An 18724-nucleotide genomic window follows, 5' to 3' on the forward strand; every position below is an offset into this window, starting at 1 on the left:
GCGACACCCTCGCGCCCGCCCGCGGGCCGTTGACACCGGGTGCCAGGGCTTCTAGCGTCTCGTCCAGCTGAAGGTACTAAGCGGTCGCTCACCGCTTCCGCGACTGCGGGACGGGCGGCGGCACAGGGACTCAAGGGCGAGGAGAACCAGCATGTCCACCACCCAGCAGCGCGTGGCCGTCGTGACCGGAGGGGCGCGCGGCATCGGCGCGGCCACCGCCGTACGGCTCGCGGCCCAGGGGCGCGCCGTCGCCGTCCTCGACCTCGACGAGGCCGCGTGCAAGGACACCGTCGACGCCGTCACGGCCGCCGGCGGCCGCGCGCTCGCCGTCGGCTGTGACGTCTCCGACGCCGCCCAGGTGGAGGCGGCCGTCGCCCGCGTCGCCGACGAGCTCGGCGCGCCGACCGTCCTCGTCAACAACGCCGGCGTCCTCCGCGACAACCTGCTGTTCAAGATGTCCGAATCCGACTGGGACACGGTCGTGAACGTGCACCTCAAGGGCGCGTTCCTCATGGCCAAGGCGTGCCAGCGGCACATGGTCGACGCGGGCTTCGGCCGGATCGTGAGCCTCTCCTCGTCCTCCGCGCTCGGCAACCGGGGCCAGGCCAACTACGCCGCCGTCAAGGCCGGCCTCCAGGGCTTCACCAAGACCCTGGCCAAGGAGCTCGGCAAGTTCGGCATCACCGCCAACGCCGTCGCGCCCGGCTTCATCGTCACCGAGATGACCGCGCAGACCGCCGCCCGCGTCGGCATGGGCTTCGAGGAGTTCCAGGCCGCCGCCGCGACCCAGATCCCCGTCCAGCGCGTGGGCCGCCCCGAGGACGTCGCGAACGCCATCGCGTTCTTCACCGGCGACGACGCCGGCTTCGTCTCCGGCCAGGTGCTGTACGTGGCCGGCGGCCCCCTCAACTGACGCGAAGGACGGACCACGACATGAACGCCAGGGAACTGCCCGAGCCGTCCGGCCGGGTCGCGCTCGTCACGGGCGCCAGCCGGGGCATCGGCTACGGCATCGCGGAGGCGCTCGTCGCACGCGGTGACCGGGTGTGCATCACGGGTCGCGGGGAGGACGCCCTCAAGGAGGCCGTCGAGCGCCTGGGGTCCGACCGGGCCGTGTACGTCGCCGGCAAGGCCCACGACGAGGCCCACCAGGCACACGCCGTGGAGCGGGCCATGGAGGCCTTCGGCCGGGTGGACCACCTGGTCAACAACGCCGGCACCAACCCCGTCTTCGGCCCCATGGCCGAACTCGACCTCGCCGTCGCGCGGAAGGTCTACGAGACGAACGTCATCTCGGCGCTCGGCTTCGCCCAGCAGACCTGGAAGGCGTGGCAGCGGGAGAACGGCGGCTCGATCGTGAACATCGCGTCGGTCGCCGGAGTCGGCGCCTCGCCGTTCGTCGGCGCGTACGGCATGAGCAAAGCGGCCATGATCAATCTGACGCTCCAGCTCGCCCATGAATTCGCCCCTATTGTCCGGGTCAATGCCATCGCTCCGGCCGTCGTGAAAACGAAATTCGCGCAGGCGCTCTACGAGGGCCGCGAGGAGGAGGTCACCGCGGCCTATCCGCTCGGCCGACTCGGCACCCCCGCGGATATCGGCGGGGCCGCCGCATTCCTGACGTCCGGGCAATCGGAGTGGATCACCGGGCAGACCCTCGTCATCGATGGGGGAATTTTCCTCAATGCCGGAGTCGGCTGAGGTGAATTGCGCCTGATTGGCCGCCTAACGCCTCAAGTGCCCCGCCGGTCCTCCCCGATTGACCTGGCGGGGCGCTGCGGTATGGTCGGCCGACCGTGGCTGAACGAGGAGCGTGTGCACGTGTTCAACCGGACCAGTCTGCAGATTGCTGCAGCCCTTGCGTCCATATCCCTGCTCGCGGGATGCGGTCTCTTCGGAGACGATGAAGCCGAGGCGGAAAACAAGATCGTCGTGGGTACGACGAGCTCTCCGACCACCCTCGACCCCGCTGCCGCCTGGGACAGCTCGTGGGAGCTGTACCGGAACGTCTTCCAGACCCTGCTGAGCTTTCCGACCGGAAGCACGACGCCCCAGCCGGACGCCGCGGACTGCAAGTTCTCCGACGCCGTCAGCAAGGTCTACCAGTGCGACCTCCACGACGGGCTGGCCTTCTCGTCCGGCGCGAAGCTCGACGCCGCGGCCGTCAAGCACTCGATCGAGCGGATCCGCACGATCAACGCGGACGGCGGCCCCAGCGGCCTGCTGGGCTCGCTGGACCGCATCGAGACCAGCGGCGACAAGACGGTGATCTTCCGCCTGAAGGAGTCGGACGCCACCTTCCCGTTCGTCCTGGCGACCCCGGCCATGTCGATCGTCGAGCCGGCCTCGTACCCGGCGAGCGAGATCCGCAGCGACGGCAAGGTCGTCGGCTCGGGCCCCTACACCCTTGAGAGCTACACCGAGGGACGGGAGGCGGCGCTGGTCAAGAACCCCACGTACAAGGGGTACGCCGACCGCAAGAACGACGCCGTCACCATCCGCTACTTCGGTGACTCCGACGCCATGGTCGCCGCGCTGAAGAAGAAGGAGATCGACGCCACCTACCGCGGTCTGACCGCGGAGGAGGTCGTCGACCTGAGGGAGAAGAAGCCCGAGAACGAGGGCCTCCAGGTCGTCGAGTCGACCGGCGCCACCATCCACTACCTGGTCTTCGACCCCAAGGACCCGCAGGCCGGCAAGCCCGCCGTCCGCAAGGCCGTCGCGCAGCTCATCGACCGCGGCGCGCTCGTCGCCAAGGCCTACCGGGGCACCGCCGAACCGCTGTACTCGATGGTCCCCAAGGGCATCGCCGGGCACACGACCCTCTTCTTCGACCAGTACGGCGACCCGAACGTCGACAAGGCGCGCGGCATCCTCCGCAAGGCCGGCATCGACGAGCCGGTGAAGCTGACCTTCGGGTACGCCACCGACCGGTACGGCTCCTCGACGGCCGCCGAGTTCACCGAGATCAAGCGCCAGCTGGAGGCGTCCGGCCTCTTCGAGATCACCCTCGTCGGCAAGCCGTGGAAGGAGTTCCAGGAGGCGTACCAAAACGGCGAGTACCCGGTCTTCGGCCGCGGCTGGTTCCCCGACTTCCCGGACCCGGACAACTTCATCGCCCCGTTCGTCGGCAAGGACAACGTCCACAACGCCCCCTACGAGCAGCCGGAGATCACCGACCAGCTGCTGCCCGAGTCGCGCCGCAAGAGCGACCGCGCCGCGGTCACCACCCAGTTCGAGCGGGCACAGCAGATCCTCGTCGAGGACGTCCGGCTCCTCCCGCTGTGGCAGGGCAAGCTGTACGTCGCGGCCAGCGAGGAGATCGGCGGCGGCGAGCGCGCCCTCGACCCGCAGACGGTCATGCAGATGTGGGAGCTGCACCGCAAGACCAGCTGGTGACGGCCGCCCGAGGAGGTGGGGGACCGCTTGTCAGTGGCCGCGGGTAGGTTCTGTGGTGGCCAAGCGATCCCACACCGGAGGTTGTTGACGTGACCGACACCGCCATGCTGCCCGAGTCCTGGCGCGGCGTCCTCGGAGACGAGCTGCAGAAGCCGTACTTCGCGCAGCTCGCCGAGTTCGTCGAGGAGGAGCGGGCCAGGGGGCCGGTCTACCCGCCCCGCGAGGAGGTGTTCGCCGCGCTCGACGCCACCCCGTACGACAAGGTCAAGGTCCTCGTCCTAGGGCAGGACCCGTACCACGGCGAGGGCCAGGGGCACGGCCTGTGCTTCTCGGTCCGGCCGGGCGTGCGCGTCCCGCCGTCCCTGCGGAACATCTACAAGGAGATGCAGGAGGAGCTCGGCCACCCCGTCCCGGACAACGGCTACCTCATGCCGTGGGCCGAGCAGGGCGTCCTGCTGCTGAACGCGGTCCTCACCGTCCGCGCCGGCGAGGCCAACTCCCACAAGGGCAAGGGCTGGGAGAAGCTCACCGACGCCGTCATCAAGGCCGTCTCATCCCGCCCGGACCCGGCCGTCTTCGTCCTCTGGGGCAACTACGCGCAGAAGAAGCTGCCGCTCATCGACGAGACGCGGCACGCCGTGGTGAAGGGCGCCCACCCCTCGCCGCTCTCCGCGAGGAAGTTCTTCGGCTCCCGCCCCTTCACGCAGATCGACAAGGCCCTCGCCGAGCAGGGGCACGCCCCCGTCGACTGGCGCATCCCGAACCTCGGCTGACCCCGAGCGCGGCACGGACCGCGACCGCCCGGCGACCGCCCGTGCGGCGGCCCCGGCCGACCGCAGGAGGGCGTCACCCGGTCGGGCGGGGCCGGGTCGGGCCGGTCGACATCGGGTCGGGCGGGTCGGGCCGGTCGGGCCGGTCCGCCCCGCCTCGTACGGACGGTCCGCGGACGGCCGCCACGTGACGTGCCGATGGCTGCGCGTGACGGTCATGGGGCCGGGCGCCGGTTAGCGTCGTGGGTACGACGACGAGGGAGGCCGGCCACATGGCGGACCAGGGGCAGGGCGCGACCGACGACGCGGTCATGACCAGCATCGGACAGGCGACGATGCTGCTGCACGGAGGAGACCGCGAGGAGGCCCGCAACCGCTTCCAGGACCTGTGGGTGCGCCTCGGCACGGACGGCGATCCGCTGCACCGCTGCACGCTCGCCCACTACATGGCCGACGCGCAGGACGACCCGGACGCCGAGCTCGCCTGGGACCTCCGGGCCCTGACCGCCGCCGAGGGGATCGACGGGGAACCGGCGCCGCGCCGCACGGCCGCCGCCCTGCGGTCCCTGTACCCGTCGCTGCACGTCAACCTCGCCGCCGACTACCTGAGGCTGCGGCGGCCGGACGACGCCCGCGTCCACCTCGACCGGGCCCGCGCCGCCTCCCACGTCCTCGCCGACGACCGGTACGGCGAGGGAGTGCGGGCCGCCATGGACCGGCTCGACCACCGCCTGCGCGACTGCTGACCCAGGGGGTGTCCCGTCGATCAGGCGGGAACCCGGCCTGGTCGGCGGGACACCCGCTGGGTCAGCCCGTTCAGCGCCGGACGGCCTCCCGGCACCTGCGGGCCTCCGGCCCGCCGGGCCGCCACGCACCGTACCGCTCCGCCAGGCCGCACGCGTCCGGCACCCGCACCGTGGTGCGTACGGGCAGGGGCACCGGGAGGACCGGGCGCGCGGGCACGGTCACGGGCGGACCCCCGCGGTGCCCCGGCCCCGCCGCGCGCCCCTTGCGGGCGCCGCCGCCCGGCGCGTCACCACGGGCCGCCCCCTCCGTCCGCCGCTGCGCGGTCGACGGACGTGACGGGCCGGGCGGGGCCGGCCGGGCGGACGGTCGCGGCGCGGGGCCGGTGCTCTCCAGGGCCTCGCGGGCCGGGGCCTCGACGACGACCGGTTCGGGGCCGCGCGTCGGGTGCCCCGCCGCGGGCGCGTGCGCGGGGCCGGGCGGCGGTGGCGCCACCGACACGCAGCCGGACACGGCCGTCACCGCCACCACCACGCCGAGCAGCACCCGGGCGCCGACCGTCGGCGCGCCACCGCCGGTGCCGACGCCTCCCGGGTACGCCCCCGCCGCCTCCGGGAGCGCGCCCGCACCGGCTCCCGCGCCCGTACGCCTACCTCGTCCTCGCACCGGGCCACTGTGGGGGCCGGCGCCCGAGGGCGCACCCCGTTACCGGTGGTCATGGCCCACACGAGTGAACGCCGCCGGCCGGCCGGCGCCGGCCGGCCCGACCGCACCGTTCCGGTGGGGCGGCCGTCACTCGCCGGTGGCGCCGTCGATCCGTTCGCGGATGAGGTCCGCGTGGCCGTTGTGGCGGGCGTACTCCTCGATCATGTGGGTGTAGATCCAACGCAGGTTGTGCGTGGTGCCGCTGCGGTGGCGGCCCGCGCCGACGGTGTCCAGGGACGGCGTCGCGGCCGCCAGCTCCCTGGCGCGGGCGATCTCGCCCTGCCAGGTGGCGTACGCCTCCTCCCACGTGTGGTCCGGCGCCGGGTGCAAGTCGCCGTCGGGGTCGGCCTCGGTGCAGTAGATGCGCGGCACGTCCTCGTCGGCCAGCACCCGGCGGAACCAGCCGCGCTCCACCTCCGCCAGGTGCCGCACCAGGCCGAGCAGCGACAGGTCGGAGGGCGGCACGGAGGCCTCCCGCAGCCGCTTGTCGTCCAGTCCCTCGCACTTCGCGGCGAGCGTGGCGCGGTGGAACTCCAGCCAGCCCTCCAGCATCTCCCGCTCACCGGCGTGGCCGTCGGGCCTGTCACGTCCGTCAGTCGTCGTCATGCCTTGCAGCGTGCCCCCGATCCGGCCCGTGCAACGGCCCCCGCCCGCAAGGGCGTCGCGGCCCGCCGGACACCGGCCCCGCACCCGCACGTATGCTGCCCGGGTCGGACGGCACCACGTGAGAGGAGACCCCCGTGAGGGTCGGCTGCATCGGACTCGGCGACATCGCGCGGAAGGCCTACCTCCCGGTCCTCACCACGGTGCCCGGTGTGGAACTGCACCTCCAGACCCGCACCCCCGCCACGCTGGCGCGGGTGGCGGACGCGCACCACGTGCCCGACGAGCGCCGCCACACGGACCTCGACGGGCTGCTCGCCGCCGGGCTCGACGCGGCGTTCGTGCACGCCCCGACAGCCGTGCACCCGGAGATCGTCACACGGCTGCTGGAAGCGGGCGTCCCCACGTACGTCGACAAGCCCCTCGCTTACGAACTCGACGCGTCACGCGGCCTCGTCGACCTGGCCGACCGGCGCGGCGTCTCCCTCGCCGTCGGCTTCAACCGGCGTCACGCGCCCGCCTACGTCCAGTGCGCCGACCACCCGCGCGACCTGATCGTCATGCAGAAGAACCGCGTCGGCCTCCCCGAGGAGCCGCGCACGCTCGTCCTCGACGACTTCATCCACGTCGTCGACACCCTGCGCTTCCTCCTCCCCGGGCCGGTCGAGCACACCGACGTGCGCGCCCGCGTCCGCGACGGCCTCCTGCACCACGTCGTGCTCCAGCTCTCCGGCGACGGCTTCACCGCCATCGGCATGATGAACCGGATGAGCGGCTCCACCGAGGAGGTCCTGGAGGTCTCGGGACAGGACACCAAGCGGCAGGTCCTCAACCTCGCCGAGGTCGTCGACCACAAGGGCCAGCCGACCGTGCGGCGCCGCGGCGACTGGGTGCCGGTCGCCCGGCAGCGGGGCATCGAGCAGGTGGTGCTGGCCTTCCTGGACGCGGTCCGGGCCGGGCGGACGCTGGACGCCCACGACGCCCTGCTCACGCACGAGACGTGCGAACGGGTGGTCCGGGCGGTCACGGAGCAGTCCGCCGCCTGACGGCCCCGAGGGCGGCGGCCGCCAGCACGGCCCCCGCCGCCCACAGCGGCCAGTCCCCGAACCGTACGTACGGCGTCGTCCCGCCGGGCAGCGACACGTCGTACACGGCGGCGGCGCCGCGGTCCGTACCGAGCGGGGCGCCGATCCGCGCGCCGTCCGGGCCGTACACCGCGCTCACGCCGGTAAGCGTGGCGTGCACCACCGGCCGGCCCGTCTCCGCCGCACGCAGCGCCGCCAGCGACGCGTGCTGCTCCGGCGCCCAGCTCTCCTGGAACGTCGACGTCGCCGACTGGGCGACGAGCACCTCGGCGCCCGCGTGGGCGAGCCGCCGGCTCATGTCGGGGAACGCCGACTCGAAGCAGACGAGCGGCCCCACCGCCAGGCCCCGCCCGGACCCCGTGCCGACCGTCATCACGACCTGCTCCGCACCGCGCCGGCGGTCCTCGTCCGCGGCCCGGCCCACCGACGTCACCCACCCCAGCACCGACCGCAGTGGCACGTACTCGCCGAACGGCACCAGCCGCATCTTGTCGTACCGGTCGCCGGTGGGGCCGTCCGGTCCCACCAGGACGCTGCTCTTGTAGATGCCCGGCAGGTCCGAGCGGCGCGCGTCGACGTTCACCAGCAGTTCGGCGTCCACGTCCCGCGACAGCGCCGCGAGCCGGGCGGCGAGGTCCGGGCGGGCCGCCAGGTCGGCGCCCACACTGCTCTCGCCCCACACCACCAGGTCCACGTCCCGCCCGGCCAGCGACCGGGTCAGCGCCTCCTCGCGGGCGAACCGCCGCTCCGGGCCGCCCGGCCCGTCGACGACACCCGGCTGGACCACCGCGATCCGAGCGCGCCCCACCTGTGCCGGCGGCTCCCACCACGTCCACGCCGCCCCCACGGCGAGCGCGCCACCCGCCAGCGCGGCCACGGCCGGCCCCCGTACGGACGGCACCGCCACCAGCAGGGCCACCGCGGTGTTGACCGCCACCACCAGCAGCGTCACCAGCCACACGCCGCCGAACGCGGCCACCCGCAGGGCCGGCGGGACCTCCCACTGGCTGGCGCCCAGCAGCCCCCACGGCCCGCCCAGCCCCTCCCACGACCTCACCGTCTCGACCATCAGCCAGCCCGACGGCACCACAGCGCACGCGGCGACCGCCCGCCCCGGTGAGCGCTCCGCCCGGCGCAGCGCCCACCAGGCGAGCAGGCCCCACGGCGCCCACAGCAGCGCCAGCAGGGCGGCGAGCACCAGGATGAAGACGTGCAGGCTCGGCACGAGCCAGTGGTGCACGGCCAGGACGAACCCCGCGCCGCCGAGCCACCCGTCGAGGGCCGCCCGCCGCCCGTCCGGGGCCGTACGGAGCAGCAGCAGCCAGGGCACCAGCGCCCCGTACGCCCACCACCACAGGGAGGGGGCCGGGAACGCGAGGGCGGGCAGCGCGCCCGCGGCCACCGCGGCCGCCCCGCGCCCCCACCGCCACCGTCGTGACGGCGGCCGCACGGCCACATCGCTCTCCCCGGTCGGCAACCGCATCTCGCGCCTCCTCGCCCGGAGCGTGGAACCAGGACTCCAGTGTGGCGGAGGGGATCAGTCCGGGGACAGAGCGCCGGGCACGGCGCGTCCCCGCCAGAGGGCCGGGGGTCTTCCGGACCGGGGGAGGAGGGCGCGGGGGACGGGGGCGCCGCCTCGCTCAGGCCGCCTCCCACTGGTGGGCGCGACCGCCGCGCCACTCCACCATCCGCGGGTCGTCGAGGTCGACGTCGGGCTCGTCCAGCCCCGCGCGCCGCAGGAACTCCAGCAGGTCGGCGTCGTTGTGCGCCAACCCGAGGATGCGGCCGCGCGCGGTGACGCGCCGCCCGCCGCTCGGGGTGGGACGGTGCACGACGATCGGGGCCTGTGGGGGCACGGTCCCAGGATGCGCCGGGTCCGGCGTGATCGCAGCCGCTCTGGGCGGCGGGGCCGCGCACCGGTGGCGGTGGGCCGGTGGTGGGTCGAGCCGGTGGTGCGGCGGTGAGCCGGCGGTGCGGTGGGGGTTCACACGGGGTGTGAACCGCGTACGTGCGGATCCGTGCCGTGCGCCCTGCCGCGCGGGCTCCGCACACGGCATCCTCGGGGGCGAGGATCCGGGCAGGAGAACCCCCGGGACCCCGGGCCGCCGGTCACCCCCCCCTACCGGCGGCCCCCCTCCTCGTCACGGCCCGCGCCGCCGCCGCTCGGCGGTGGCGCGGGCCGGTGGCGTCCGCGGTCAGGCGACGGCGTCGACGTCGCCCTCCTGGGCGGCGGTCCACTTCAGGACCAGCGCCTGGTAGATGCGCTGCTCGTCCTCCGACAGAGGTCCGTCGGCACGCGCCCAGAGTTCACGGATGGCACGGTTCAGGGCGTCGGCGTCGGGCGGGGCGGGGTCGGACACGGGCTTGGACATGCCGCCAGCGTAAGGGGCCTTTCGGGCGATCCGCTGTGACCCGCCACGCACCGTGACGATTCCCACGCCCGCGTCAGTGCGACGGCTGTCCCGCGTCCGGGGTCAGCACGCCCAGCCAGATCAGCGCGAACAGCGCCAGGCCCAGCACTATCCGGTAGACGACGAACGGCATGAAGCTCCGCGTGGTGATGAACTTCATGAACCACGCGATGACCGCGTAGCCCACGCCGAAGGCGACCACCGTGGCGAAGACGGTCGGCCCCCAGGCGACGTGGCCCTCGCCGACGGCCTTCAGCTCGAACAGGCCGGAGGCCAGGACGGCGGGGACGGCGAGGAGGAAGGAGTACCGGGCGGCCGCCTCGCGCGTGTAGTTCATCAGCAGGCCGCCGCTGATGGTCGCGCCCGACCGGGAGACCCCGGGGATCAGCGCCATCGCCTGGCACAGACCGAAGATCAGGCCGTCCTTCACACCCAGGTCCCGCAGCGTCTTCGGGTCGGGCGACGCCCGGTGCCTGCCGCCCTCCTGCGCTCGCGCCGCCAGCCGGTCGGCCACGCCGAGCACGACGCCCATCACGATCAGGGTGGTGGCGATCAGCCGCAGGTCACGGAAGGGCCCCTCGATGTGGTCCTTGAGGGTCACGCCCAGCACACCGATGGGGATCGAGCCGACGATCACCAGCCAGCCCATGCGCGCGTCGTGGTCGGAGCGCATCGCCTTGTCCGTCAGCGAGCGGAACCAGGCGGACAGGATGCGGCCGATGTCCTGGCGGAAGTAGATCAACACCGCCGCCTCCGTGCCGATCTGCGTGATCGCCGTGAAGGCCGCGCCCGGGTCGTGCCAGCCGGCGAAGGCGGCGGTGAGGCGCAGATGGGCGCTGGAGGAGATCGGGAGGAACTCCGTCAGCCCCTGGACGAGTCCGAGGACGAGCGATTCGAACCAATTCATGGGGCCAGGGCCGTCCCGAAATGTGCGTGTGCGGTCGTTGGAGTCGGTGCAGCGTATCGCCTGAGGATGAACGGACGGTGATCATCCGGTGTCGTGGAGCGGTGTCAGGAGACGGGTGCCGAACGCAGCCGGTGCCGCTTGCGCCAGGCGACCAGCGCCCCGGCGAGCCCGCTCACGACGATGAACCCGGCGGAGGCGAGGAACGCGGGGGACGTCGGCGCCGCGGCCTGGGCTCCGGCGACCACGTACGCCGCCGTGTTCGGTACGCATCCCAGACCCGTGCCCGCGAGGAAGGGGAGGTAACCCATGCGGGAGACCGCCGCGCAGTAGTTGGCGGCGGCGAAGGGGACGCCGGGGAAGAGCCGGATCGCCAGCGTCGAGCGGAAGCCGTGCCGGCTGAGCTGCCCGTCCGCCGCGGCCAGCCAGCGGCCGCGCAGATACGGGCGCAGCGCGTCCCGGCCCAGCGCCCGGCCGAGCGTGAACGCGATGCCGGCTCCGAGGACGGTCCCGCCGACGGCCGCCGCGAGCCCGGCCTGCGTGCCGAACAGGGCCCCCGCCGCCAGGTTCAGCACGGGCCTCGGCACGAAGGCGGCGGTGCACAGGCCGTACGCCAGCCCGAAGAGCACCGCCGCGCCGGCGCCGCCCAGGTGCGGCGGCCAGCCGCCGTCCGCCAGCAGACGGTGCGGCTCGTACGCGACGACGGCCGCCGCCCCGCTGGCGAGCAGGCAGACCAGCAGGGCCAGGCGCGCCCCGGGAGACACCAGGACGCGGGCACGGCGCGAGGCGGGACCGGCCGGGGGCCGGACGGCGGGCTGGAGCATCCGGGGAGCGTAACCGACGGCCCCCGCCGTCCGCCGTGACCGGAAACGCACCGGAGGACGGGAACCACCGGCGCCCGCCCGAAAACCCGTCGACGCGGACGGCCCCCCGAGGGCAGGATCGTCCCCATGTCCCGGTACGCCTTCCTCGCAGCGCCGTCCGCAGTCGCGGACGCGCCGAAGGCTGCCGCCGTCGTCCTGGACGGCGCCCGAAGCTGACCCTTCCCGGATCGTCCGGCGACCCCGCAGGGGGAGGGTCGGCCAGACCGAGGGGTCCCCACCACGCTTCGAGTTCCGGAGAGGAACCACCCCGTCATGTCCAAGACGGCGTACGTGCGCACCAAGCCGCACCTCAACATCGGCACCATGGGCCACGTCGACCACGGGAAGACCACCCTCACGGCCGCCATCACCAAGGTCCTCAGCGAGCGCGGGTCCGGCGCCTTCGTCCCGTTCGACCGGATCGACCGGGCGCCCGAGGAGGCCCGGCGCGGCATCACCATCGACCTCGCGCACGTCGAGTACGAGACCGACACCCGCCACTACGCGCACGTCGACATGCCCGGCCACGCCGACTACGTCAAGAACATGGTGACCGGCGCGGCCCAACTGGACGGCGCCGTCCTCGTGGTGTCCGCGCTCGACGGCATCATGCCGCAGACCGCCGAGCACGTCCTGCTCGCCCGCCAGGTCGGCGTCGACCACATCGTCGTCGCCCTCAACAAGGCCGACGCCGGGGACGACGAGCTCACCGACCTCGTCGAGCTGGAGGTGCGCGAACTGCTCACCGCCCACGGCTACGGCGGCGACACCGTCCCCGTCGTCAGGGTCTCCGGGCTCGGTGCCCTGCGGGGCGAGCCGCGGTGGACGGCCTCGATCGAGGCGCTCCTCGACGCCGTCGACACGTACGTGCCGACGCCCGTGCGGTACGTGGACGGGCCGTTCCTCATGCCGGTGGAGAACGTCCTCACCATCAGCGGGCGGGGCACCGTCGTCACCGGAGCCGTCGAGCGCGGCACCGTGCGCGTCGGCGACCGCGTCGAGGTGCTCGGCGCGGACACCGAGACCGTCGTCACCGGGGTGGAGACCTTCGGCAAGCCGATGGACCGGGCGGAGGCCGGCGACAACGTGGCGCTGCTGCTGCGCGGCGTGCCCCGCGACGCGGTCCGCCGCGGACACGTGGTGGCCCGGCCCGGCAGCGTCGTACCCGGCCGGCGCTTCACCGCGCGGGTGCACGTCCTGTCGGCCCGCGAGGGCGGCCGCGCCACCCCCGTCACGACCGGGTACCGGCCGCAGTTCCACCTCCGCACCGCCGACGTGGTGGGCGTCGTCGACCTGGGCGGGGCGGGGGTCGCCCGCCCCGGGGAGACGGTCACCATGACCGTCGAGCTGGGGCGCGACGTGCCGCTGGAGGCGGGCCTCGGATTCGCCGTCCGGGAGGGCGGCCGCACGGTGGGGGCGGGCACCGTGAGCGAGGTGCTGTAGCGGTGGGCGGGGCGGGGAGAATGGGGCGGTGACCGATCCCCTCCCCGTCCTGCGCGCCGTCGACGGCGGCACCGCCAAGCTCATGCCGGACATCGACCGGGAGCGGGCCTGGCTGCTGACCGTCGACGGCGCGCCCCAGTCGTACGTCGACCTGGACGACCCCACGCACCTGGAGTTCGAGTACGTGCGCCGGCTCGCCCACGTCGTGGACGCCGCGGCCGACGGGGGCGCCCCCCTCGACGTCGTGCACCTGGGGGGCGGCGCCCTCAGCCTGCCCCGGTACGTCGCGGCGACGCGGCCCGGTTCGCGGCAGGACGTGGTCGAGGCGGACCGGGGGCTGCTGGCGCTGGTGGCCGAGCACCTTCCCGTCCCGGAGGGCGCGGGCATCACCGTGCACGGAGCGGACGCGCGGGAGTGGCTCGCGGCGGCGCCCGCGGACTCCGCGGACCTCGTCGTCGGCGACGTGTTCGGCGGCTCGCGCGTCCCCGCGCACCTGACCTCCGTCGAGTACGCGCGGGAGGTCGAACGGGTGCTGCGGCCGGGCGGCTGCTACGCGGCGAACCTCGCCGACGGGGCGCCGTTCGCGTTCCTGCGCTCGCAACTCGCCACGTTCGGCTCCCTCTTCGGAGAGCTGGCGCTCATGGCCGAGCCGGCGGTGCTGCGCGGGCGGCGCTTCGGCAACGTGGTGCTGGTGGCCTCGCACGCGCCGCTCGACACGGCCCGGCTCGCCCGCCGGGCGGCCGCCGACGCCTTCCCCGCGCGGGTGGAGCACGGCGAGGCGCTGACCCGGCTGGTGGGGGACGCTCGGGTGGTGGGCGACACGGACGCGGTGGCGTCGCCCGAGCCGCCGGGCGGGGCCTTCGGCATCGGCTGACGGCGGCCGGCGGACCGCCGTCAGGCGCCGGGCGCCCGCCCGGCCGTCGAGCCGGTGGCCGAGCCGGTGGTGTCCGTCGCGGCGGCCGGGCCGGTGGGGGTGTCCGTTCCGGCGGTCGGTGCGGTCGGTGCGGTGGCGGCGGTGTCCGTTCCGGTGGTCGTCGCGGTGGCGGTGGTGTCCGCCATGGTGCCCGCGCCGGCGGCCTTGTCGGCCGCCGCGCCCGGCAGGCCCGCCGAGGCGCTCCCCGCGTGGACGCCCGGGGCCCGCGGGTCGCGGCGCGTCAGGTTGCGCACGTCCGGGACGAGCAGCACCAGCGCCGTCACGACCACGATCAGCACCGCGCACCCCCACAGCGCCTGCGACCGGCCGAAGGTGTCGGCGACCGGCCCGGCCAGGGCGGTCGACACCGGCAGCATCGCGGTCGAGCCGAACCAGTCGTAGGCGGAGACCCGCGACAGCTTGTCCTCCGGGATCTCCTGGTGCAGCGCGGTCATCCAGGCCACGCCGAACGCCTCGACGGTCACCCCGGACACGAACATCACCGCGGCGAGGCCGGCGACCGGCAGCGGTACGGCCAGCGCCGCGGAGGGCAGCGCCAGCGGGAACACGCACAACGTGCCGACCAGCAGCATCCGGCGCGGCTTCCACCGCATCATCAGCACCGCCCCGGCGAGCGTGCCCACGCCGAACGCGGCGAGGGCCAGACCCCAGGGCCGCGCACCGCCCAGCGAGTCCCGCGCGACGAGCGGTCCGTACACCGACTCGGCCGCGCCGATGACGGCGACGACGATCGCGAACTGGGCGACGATCGCCCACAGCCAGGGGCGGCCGGCGACCTCCTTCCAGCCGTCGCGCAGATCGGCGAGCAGCCCGCCGCCGGGGGCCCGCTCGGGTATGTGCGACACGTCGAGGAAGGCGCGCAGCGCCCCGGCGACGGCGAACGCCGCGGCGTCGACGGCGAGGACCCAGCCGGGGCCGATCGCGGCGATCATGGCGCCGCCGAGCGCCGCCCCGCCGATCGCGGCGCCGTTCATGGACATGCGGAACAGGGCGAAGGCCCGGCTCGCCTGCTCGCCGCTGACGCTCGACATCAGCATGCCCTCGGCGGCGGGGTTGAAGAACGCCTGGCCGGTGCCGCCCAGCGCGGACAGCACCATCATGTGCCACAGGTCCGCCCGGCCGGTGAGGACCAGGACGGCGAAGAGCCCCTGCGAGACGCAGTTGAGGCTGTTCGCGGCGACCATCACGCGGTGGCGCGGCAGCCGGTCGGCGACCGCCCCGCCCACCAGCAGGAAGAGGACGAGCGGCAGGGTCCGCGCCGCGGCGACCAGGCCGACGTCACCGGCGTCGCCGCCGGTCTCCAGCACCGCGAACGCGGCCGCGATGAGAGCGCCGTGACTGCCCAGGGCGGTGATGACGGCGGCGCCGGTGAGCAGGACGTAGTTGCGTCCCGCCCACTCCGGGCGGCGTCGTCGCGGGTCGGGGCGGGAGGCGGGGGTTCTCACATCCCGGACTATCCCCGGTGGGGCCCCGCGCCGACAAACGGATTACCCGTCAGATCCGCGGCGGGGTCGGGCGGCCCGGGCCGGGCGACTCCTGCGGAGGCCCGGGCCCGGGGGGTCAGGAGCCCTCGGCCAGCCGGACGGTGCTGAGGATCTGCCGCATCGTGGCCTCCGGCACCTCGTCCTTGATGCCGGTGTTCCCGTACAGGACCCAGGAGACGAAGTCGCCCTTGGAGTTCTTGAACGAGAACGCCAGGGACTTGCCGTCCGTGTCGCACTTGTTCTCGTGCTTGGTGTTGAGGGCGGTCGCCGTGGCGACGTGGCCGCTCAGGCCGGACTTCGTGGTGTAGGGCACCGCCTTGGTGATCTTCACGGTGCCCTTGGGCTCGGTCTGCGCGTACCCCGCCCAGACCCAGCTGCCCGCCTCGTTGTACGCCGCCTCGGCGGTGTTCTTCGCGCCCTGGCCGCCCTTCGTGCCCGCGGAGGCGAGGCTCCACTTCTCCGGGGAGCCGTCCTTGTCGTCGTCGAAGGTGCACCACTCGCTCTTGTAGCGGCCCGGCGCCGACATGGTGACCACGGGGGAGCCGTCGCCCGCCTTCTCGTCCTCGAAGCCGGTGGCCACTCCCGAGCCGAGCACCTCCCAGTCGGCGGGGATGTCGAAGAGCGTCCCGCGCTTGGGGTTGTGGACGACCTTCCACCCCGGCACGGTCGGCTGGAGGGCCATCGAGCCGTCACGCGGGTTGCCGGAGGGCGACGGCGCCGGCTGCATCGGGGCCGAGGGGGCCGAGGCGCTCTGGGACGGCGACGAGCCGCCCGCGGCCGCCGGCTCCTTCTCCTCGCCGCCGAGGACCAGGTACCCCGTCACGCCGGCGGCGGCGAGGACCACGAGGGCGGCGCCGATCGCGACGACCGTCGTCTTCTTCCTGTCGTCGCCCGACGGCACCGGCGGACCGGGCGGCTGCCCGGGCACGGCGTACTGCGGCACGGTGGGCTGCTGGTACGGGTTGGGCTGCTGCGGGTACCCGGGCTGCTGGTAGCCCCCCTGCGGGTGGCCGGGCTGCTGGTACCCCGGCTGCTGGTACGGGTTCGGCTGTGGGTGTCCCGACTGCTGGTAGGGATTGGGTGTGCTCTGGTCCTGCGGGTTCTGCTCGCCCCCGGGCGGCTGCTGTCCTGGCCACATGGGCTGTAACCATAGAGGGGAGGGGTACGGGGTGCCATGCCCGGGCCTGTGCGGAGGCTTCCCCGGAAAACTACTGCCTGGTAACTTCGGGGCATGTCCGAGACGCTGCCGAACATCGGCGAGATGCTGCTGGCCACCGTTCCCATGGCCAAGACCCTGAACCTGGAGGTCGTCGAGGCGACCGCCGACCGCGCCGTGCTGCGCCTCCCCGACCAGCGGGACTTCCACAACCACGTCGGCGGCCCGCACGCCGGCGCCATGTTCACGCTCGGCGAGTCGGCCAGCGGCGCCATCGTCATCGGCGCCTTCGGGGACCAGATGGGGCGGGCCGTCCCGCTCGCCGTCAAGGCGGAGATCGGCTACAAGAAGCTCGCCATGGGCGTGGTCACCGCCACCGCCACGCTGGGCCGCCCCCGCGACGAGGTCGTCGCCGAACTCGACGCCGGTCAGCGCCCCGAGTTCCCCGTGCACGTCGCGATCACCCGTGAGGACGGCGCGGTCACGGGCGAGATGACCATCACCTGGACGCTGCGCCCGCAGTCCTGAGCGCCGCCGCCCGCGCGGGCCGCACCGCCGCGCGGGGCACACGCCGCCCCCGTACCCGGCCCCCGGGAACGAGGGCGGCGCCGTCGGCGGCCCCCCCCCGTACCACCGGGCCGCGCCCTGCCGGGACCTGCCGGCCCGTCCGCCGCGGGGGCAACCGGCGGCTCCGTCCCGGCGTCTTCCCCCGTGTCAGCGGCCCCCGCCCACGCGTCCGGGCGCCGCGCCCGTGACCGGTAGGCTGCCTGCCCCCAGAGGTCACCTGTCGATACGGAGGAACCGGCGTTGCACGTCCAGGAGTGGCTCGAGACCGTCCCCGCGGTCAGCATCTACCTCCTGGTGGGTGTGGTGATCGGGCTGGAGAGCCTCGGCATCCCGCTGCCGGGCGAGATCGTCCTCGTCAGTTCGGCGCTGCTCGCGTCCCAGCACGGGGAGATCGACCCGTACGTCCTGGGCGCCTGTGCCACGGCCGGCGCGATCATCGGCGACTCCATCGGGTACGCCATCGGCCGCAAGGGCGGCAGGCCGCTGCTGGCGTGGCTCGGCGGCAGGTTCCCCGGGCACTTCAGCGAGGCCAACATCGCGATGGCCGAGCGGTCCTTCGAGAAGTGGGGCATGTGGGCCGTCTTCTTCGGCCGGTTCGTGGCGCTGCTGCGGATCTTCGCCGGGCCGCTGGCCGGCGTGCTGCGGATGCCGTACTGGAAGTTCCTCGTCGCCAACGTCTTCGGCGGCATCCTGTGGGCCGGCGGCACGACCGCGGTCGTCTACTCCGTGGGCGTCGTCGCCGAGGCGTGGCTGAAGCGCTTCTCCTGGCTCGGCCTCGTCCTCGCGATCGCCGTGGGCCTCACCTCGATGCTCGTCCTGCGCGGCCGCGCCAGGAAGGCGGCCGCCAGGTCCGAGGCCGAGCGCCACGCCGCGGCCGCCGCGCCGCACCCGAGCCCCGTCCCCGCCACGGCCGCGGCCGACTGACGGCAGCGGCGCCGGCGCACGCCGCGGGGGTACCGGTCAGGCCCCCGCGGCGTGCGCCTCGCGGTGCGCCCGCGCCAACTCCAGGTACATCGCGGCGTTGACCCGGATGCCCTCGCGCTCCTCGTCGGTCAGCTCCCGGCGGACCTTCGCGGGGACGCCCGCGACGAGCGAACCGGGCGGGACCCGCATCCCCTGCGGGACCAGCGCCTGCGCCGCGACCAGCGAACCGGCCCCGATGTGCGCGCCGTTCAGCACGGTCGCGCCCATGCCGACCAGGACGTCGTCCTCGACGGTGCAGCCGTGCAGGACGGCGTTGTGTCCGACGGAGACCCGCTCGCCGACCGTCACCGGGTAGCCCGGGTCGACATGGACCGTGCAGCCGTCCTGGATGTTGGTGTCCGCGCCCAGGACGATGGGGCCCAGGTCAGCGCGGAGCACGGCGTGGTACCAGACGCTCGACCCGGGGCCCATCGTCACCTCGCCCACCACCACGGCGGTCGGCGCGGCGAAGGCCGTGGCGTCCACCTCCGGCTCCTTGCCGCCCACGGCGGTGATCAGCGGTCCTCGCGTCATCTCGGCTCCTCGTGCGCGCGCGTGCGCTCCGTTGCGTCGGACGGGCGCGGCGCCGCGCCCGTCGTTCCGTCTCGTCCCTCGTGCCTCGTCCGTCGTCGTGCCCGAGGGAACCGTAGGCCACGGCCGGACCGGGCCGGGCGGTGGGGCGAACATCACAGG

General features: G+C 74.3%; 19 protein-coding genes and 1 pseudogene. 10 read left to right on the plus strand and 10 right to left on the minus strand.

Annotation, left to right across the window (positions count from 1 at the left end):
* The first annotated feature begins 151 nt into the window (after positions 1-151).
* The 5 genes from fabG (at position 152) to LPA54_RS24745 (ending at position 4915) form a co-directional block, all read left to right on the plus strand.
* Complete coding sequence (gene fabG / locus LPA54_RS24725) at positions 152-913, plus strand: 3-oxoacyl-ACP reductase FabG (protein WP_228981544.1); 762 nt, start codon at positions 152-154, stop codon at positions 911-913.
* 20 nt (positions 914-933) lie between these two features.
* Positions 934-1701, plus strand: a complete 768-nt coding sequence (locus LPA54_RS24730) for an SDR family oxidoreductase (protein ID WP_228981546.1) — start codon at positions 934-936, stop codon at positions 1699-1701.
* Positions 1702-1821: 120 nt separating this feature from the next.
* Positions 1822-3399, plus strand: coding sequence for an ABC transporter substrate-binding protein (locus LPA54_RS24735; RefSeq protein ID WP_228981547.1), 1578 nt, complete (start codon positions 1822-1824; stop codon positions 3397-3399).
* Between the two features lie 89 nt (positions 3400-3488).
* Positions 3489-4172: a uracil-DNA glycosylase gene (gene ung, locus LPA54_RS24740; protein WP_228981549.1), complete on the plus strand. Its 684-nt coding sequence runs from the start codon at positions 3489-3491 to the stop codon at positions 4170-4172.
* A gap of 269 nt (positions 4173-4441) precedes the next feature.
* The gene (locus LPA54_RS24745) at positions 4442-4915 is read left to right on the plus strand and encodes a hypothetical protein (protein WP_228981551.1); all 474 of its coding nucleotides are present in this window, start codon (positions 4442-4444) and stop codon (positions 4913-4915) included.
* 70 nt (positions 4916-4985) lie between these two features.
* Here LPA54_RS24745 and LPA54_RS24750 read toward each other — a convergent pair whose 3' ends face one another.
* Positions 4986-5579, minus strand: coding sequence for a hypothetical protein (locus LPA54_RS24750; RefSeq protein WP_308112895.1), 594 nt, complete (start codon positions 5577-5579; stop codon positions 4986-4988).
* A 126-nt stretch (positions 5580-5705) separates the two neighbouring features.
* Positions 5706-6224, minus strand: a complete 519-nt coding sequence (locus tag LPA54_RS24755) for a DinB family protein (protein WP_228981553.1) — start codon at positions 6222-6224, stop codon at positions 5706-5708.
* A 134-nt stretch (positions 6225-6358) separates the two neighbouring features.
* Here LPA54_RS24755 and LPA54_RS24760 point away from each other — a divergent pair, with 134 nt between their 5' ends.
* Complete coding sequence (locus tag LPA54_RS24760) at positions 6359-7267, plus strand: Gfo/Idh/MocA family protein (protein WP_228981558.1); 909 nt, start codon at positions 6359-6361, stop codon at positions 7265-7267.
* Here LPA54_RS24760 and lnt read toward each other — a convergent pair.
* From lnt to LPA54_RS24785, 5 genes are all read right to left on the minus strand, one after another.
* The gene (gene lnt / locus LPA54_RS24765; protein WP_228981559.1) at positions 7245-8789 is read right to left on the minus strand and encodes an apolipoprotein N-acyltransferase; all 1545 of its coding nucleotides are present in this window, start codon (positions 8787-8789) and stop codon (positions 7245-7247) included. The two genes, LPA54_RS24760 and lnt, sit on opposite strands and share 23 nt — an antisense overlap.
* A 157-nt stretch (positions 8790-8946) precedes the next feature.
* Entirely contained in the window at positions 8947-9162 is a 216-nt protein-coding gene (locus LPA54_RS24770) for a hypothetical protein (RefSeq protein WP_228981561.1), read from the minus strand.
* A 339-nt stretch (positions 9163-9501) separates the two neighbouring features.
* Complete coding sequence (locus LPA54_RS24775; protein ID WP_228981563.1) at positions 9502-9678, minus strand: hypothetical protein; 177 nt, start codon at positions 9676-9678, stop codon at positions 9502-9504.
* A gap of 73 nt (positions 9679-9751) precedes the next feature.
* Positions 9752-10624, minus strand: coding sequence for an undecaprenyl-diphosphate phosphatase (locus tag LPA54_RS24780; protein WP_228981565.1), 873 nt, complete (start codon positions 10622-10624; stop codon positions 9752-9754).
* A 104-nt stretch (positions 10625-10728) separates the two neighbouring features.
* Positions 10729-11445: a TVP38/TMEM64 family protein gene (locus LPA54_RS24785; RefSeq protein ID WP_228981567.1), complete on the minus strand. Its 717-nt coding sequence runs from the start codon at positions 11443-11445 to the stop codon at positions 10729-10731.
* Between the two features lie 312 nt (positions 11446-11757).
* Between LPA54_RS24785 and tuf the strand changes: the two genes are divergently transcribed.
* Both tuf and LPA54_RS24795 read left to right on the plus strand, forming a co-directional pair.
* Positions 11758-12927, plus strand: a complete 1170-nt coding sequence (gene tuf / locus LPA54_RS24790) for an elongation factor Tu (protein WP_228981568.1) — start codon at positions 11758-11760, stop codon at positions 12925-12927.
* Between the two features lie 28 nt (positions 12928-12955).
* Positions 12956-13801: a spermidine synthase gene (locus tag LPA54_RS24795; protein ID WP_228981569.1), complete on the plus strand. Its 846-nt coding sequence runs from the start codon at positions 12956-12958 to the stop codon at positions 13799-13801.
* A 272-nt stretch (positions 13802-14073) separates the two neighbouring features.
* Here the strand turns inward: LPA54_RS24795 and LPA54_RS24800 are convergent.
* Positions 14074-15306: pseudogene (locus LPA54_RS24800) on the minus strand (MFS transporter); the annotation flags it as partial.
* A gap of 115 nt (positions 15307-15421) precedes the next feature.
* The gene (locus LPA54_RS24805) at positions 15422-16483 is read right to left on the minus strand and encodes a hypothetical protein (protein WP_228981573.1); all 1062 of its coding nucleotides are present in this window, start codon (positions 16481-16483) and stop codon (positions 15422-15424) included.
* Positions 16484-16576: 93 nt separating this feature from the next.
* Between LPA54_RS24805 and LPA54_RS24810 the strand changes: the two genes are divergently transcribed.
* Entirely contained in the window at positions 16577-17029 is a 453-nt protein-coding gene (locus LPA54_RS24810; RefSeq protein WP_228981576.1) for a DUF4442 domain-containing protein, read from the plus strand.
* 279 nt (positions 17030-17308) lie between these two features.
* The gene (locus LPA54_RS24815) at positions 17309-17992 is read left to right on the plus strand and encodes a DedA family protein (protein WP_228981578.1); all 684 of its coding nucleotides are present in this window, start codon (positions 17309-17311) and stop codon (positions 17990-17992) included.
* A 36-nt stretch (positions 17993-18028) separates the two neighbouring features.
* On the opposite strand, the gene LPA54_RS24820 is transcribed toward LPA54_RS24815, so the two are convergent.
* Positions 18029-18565, minus strand: coding sequence for a gamma carbonic anhydrase family protein (locus LPA54_RS24820; protein ID WP_228981581.1), 537 nt, complete (start codon positions 18563-18565; stop codon positions 18029-18031).
* Between the last annotated feature and the right edge of the window lie 159 nt (positions 18566-18724).

Source organism: Streptomyces sp. DH12, assembly GCF_020873895.1.
Classification (GTDB): Bacteria; Actinomycetota; Actinomycetes; order Streptomycetales; family Streptomycetaceae; genus Streptomyces.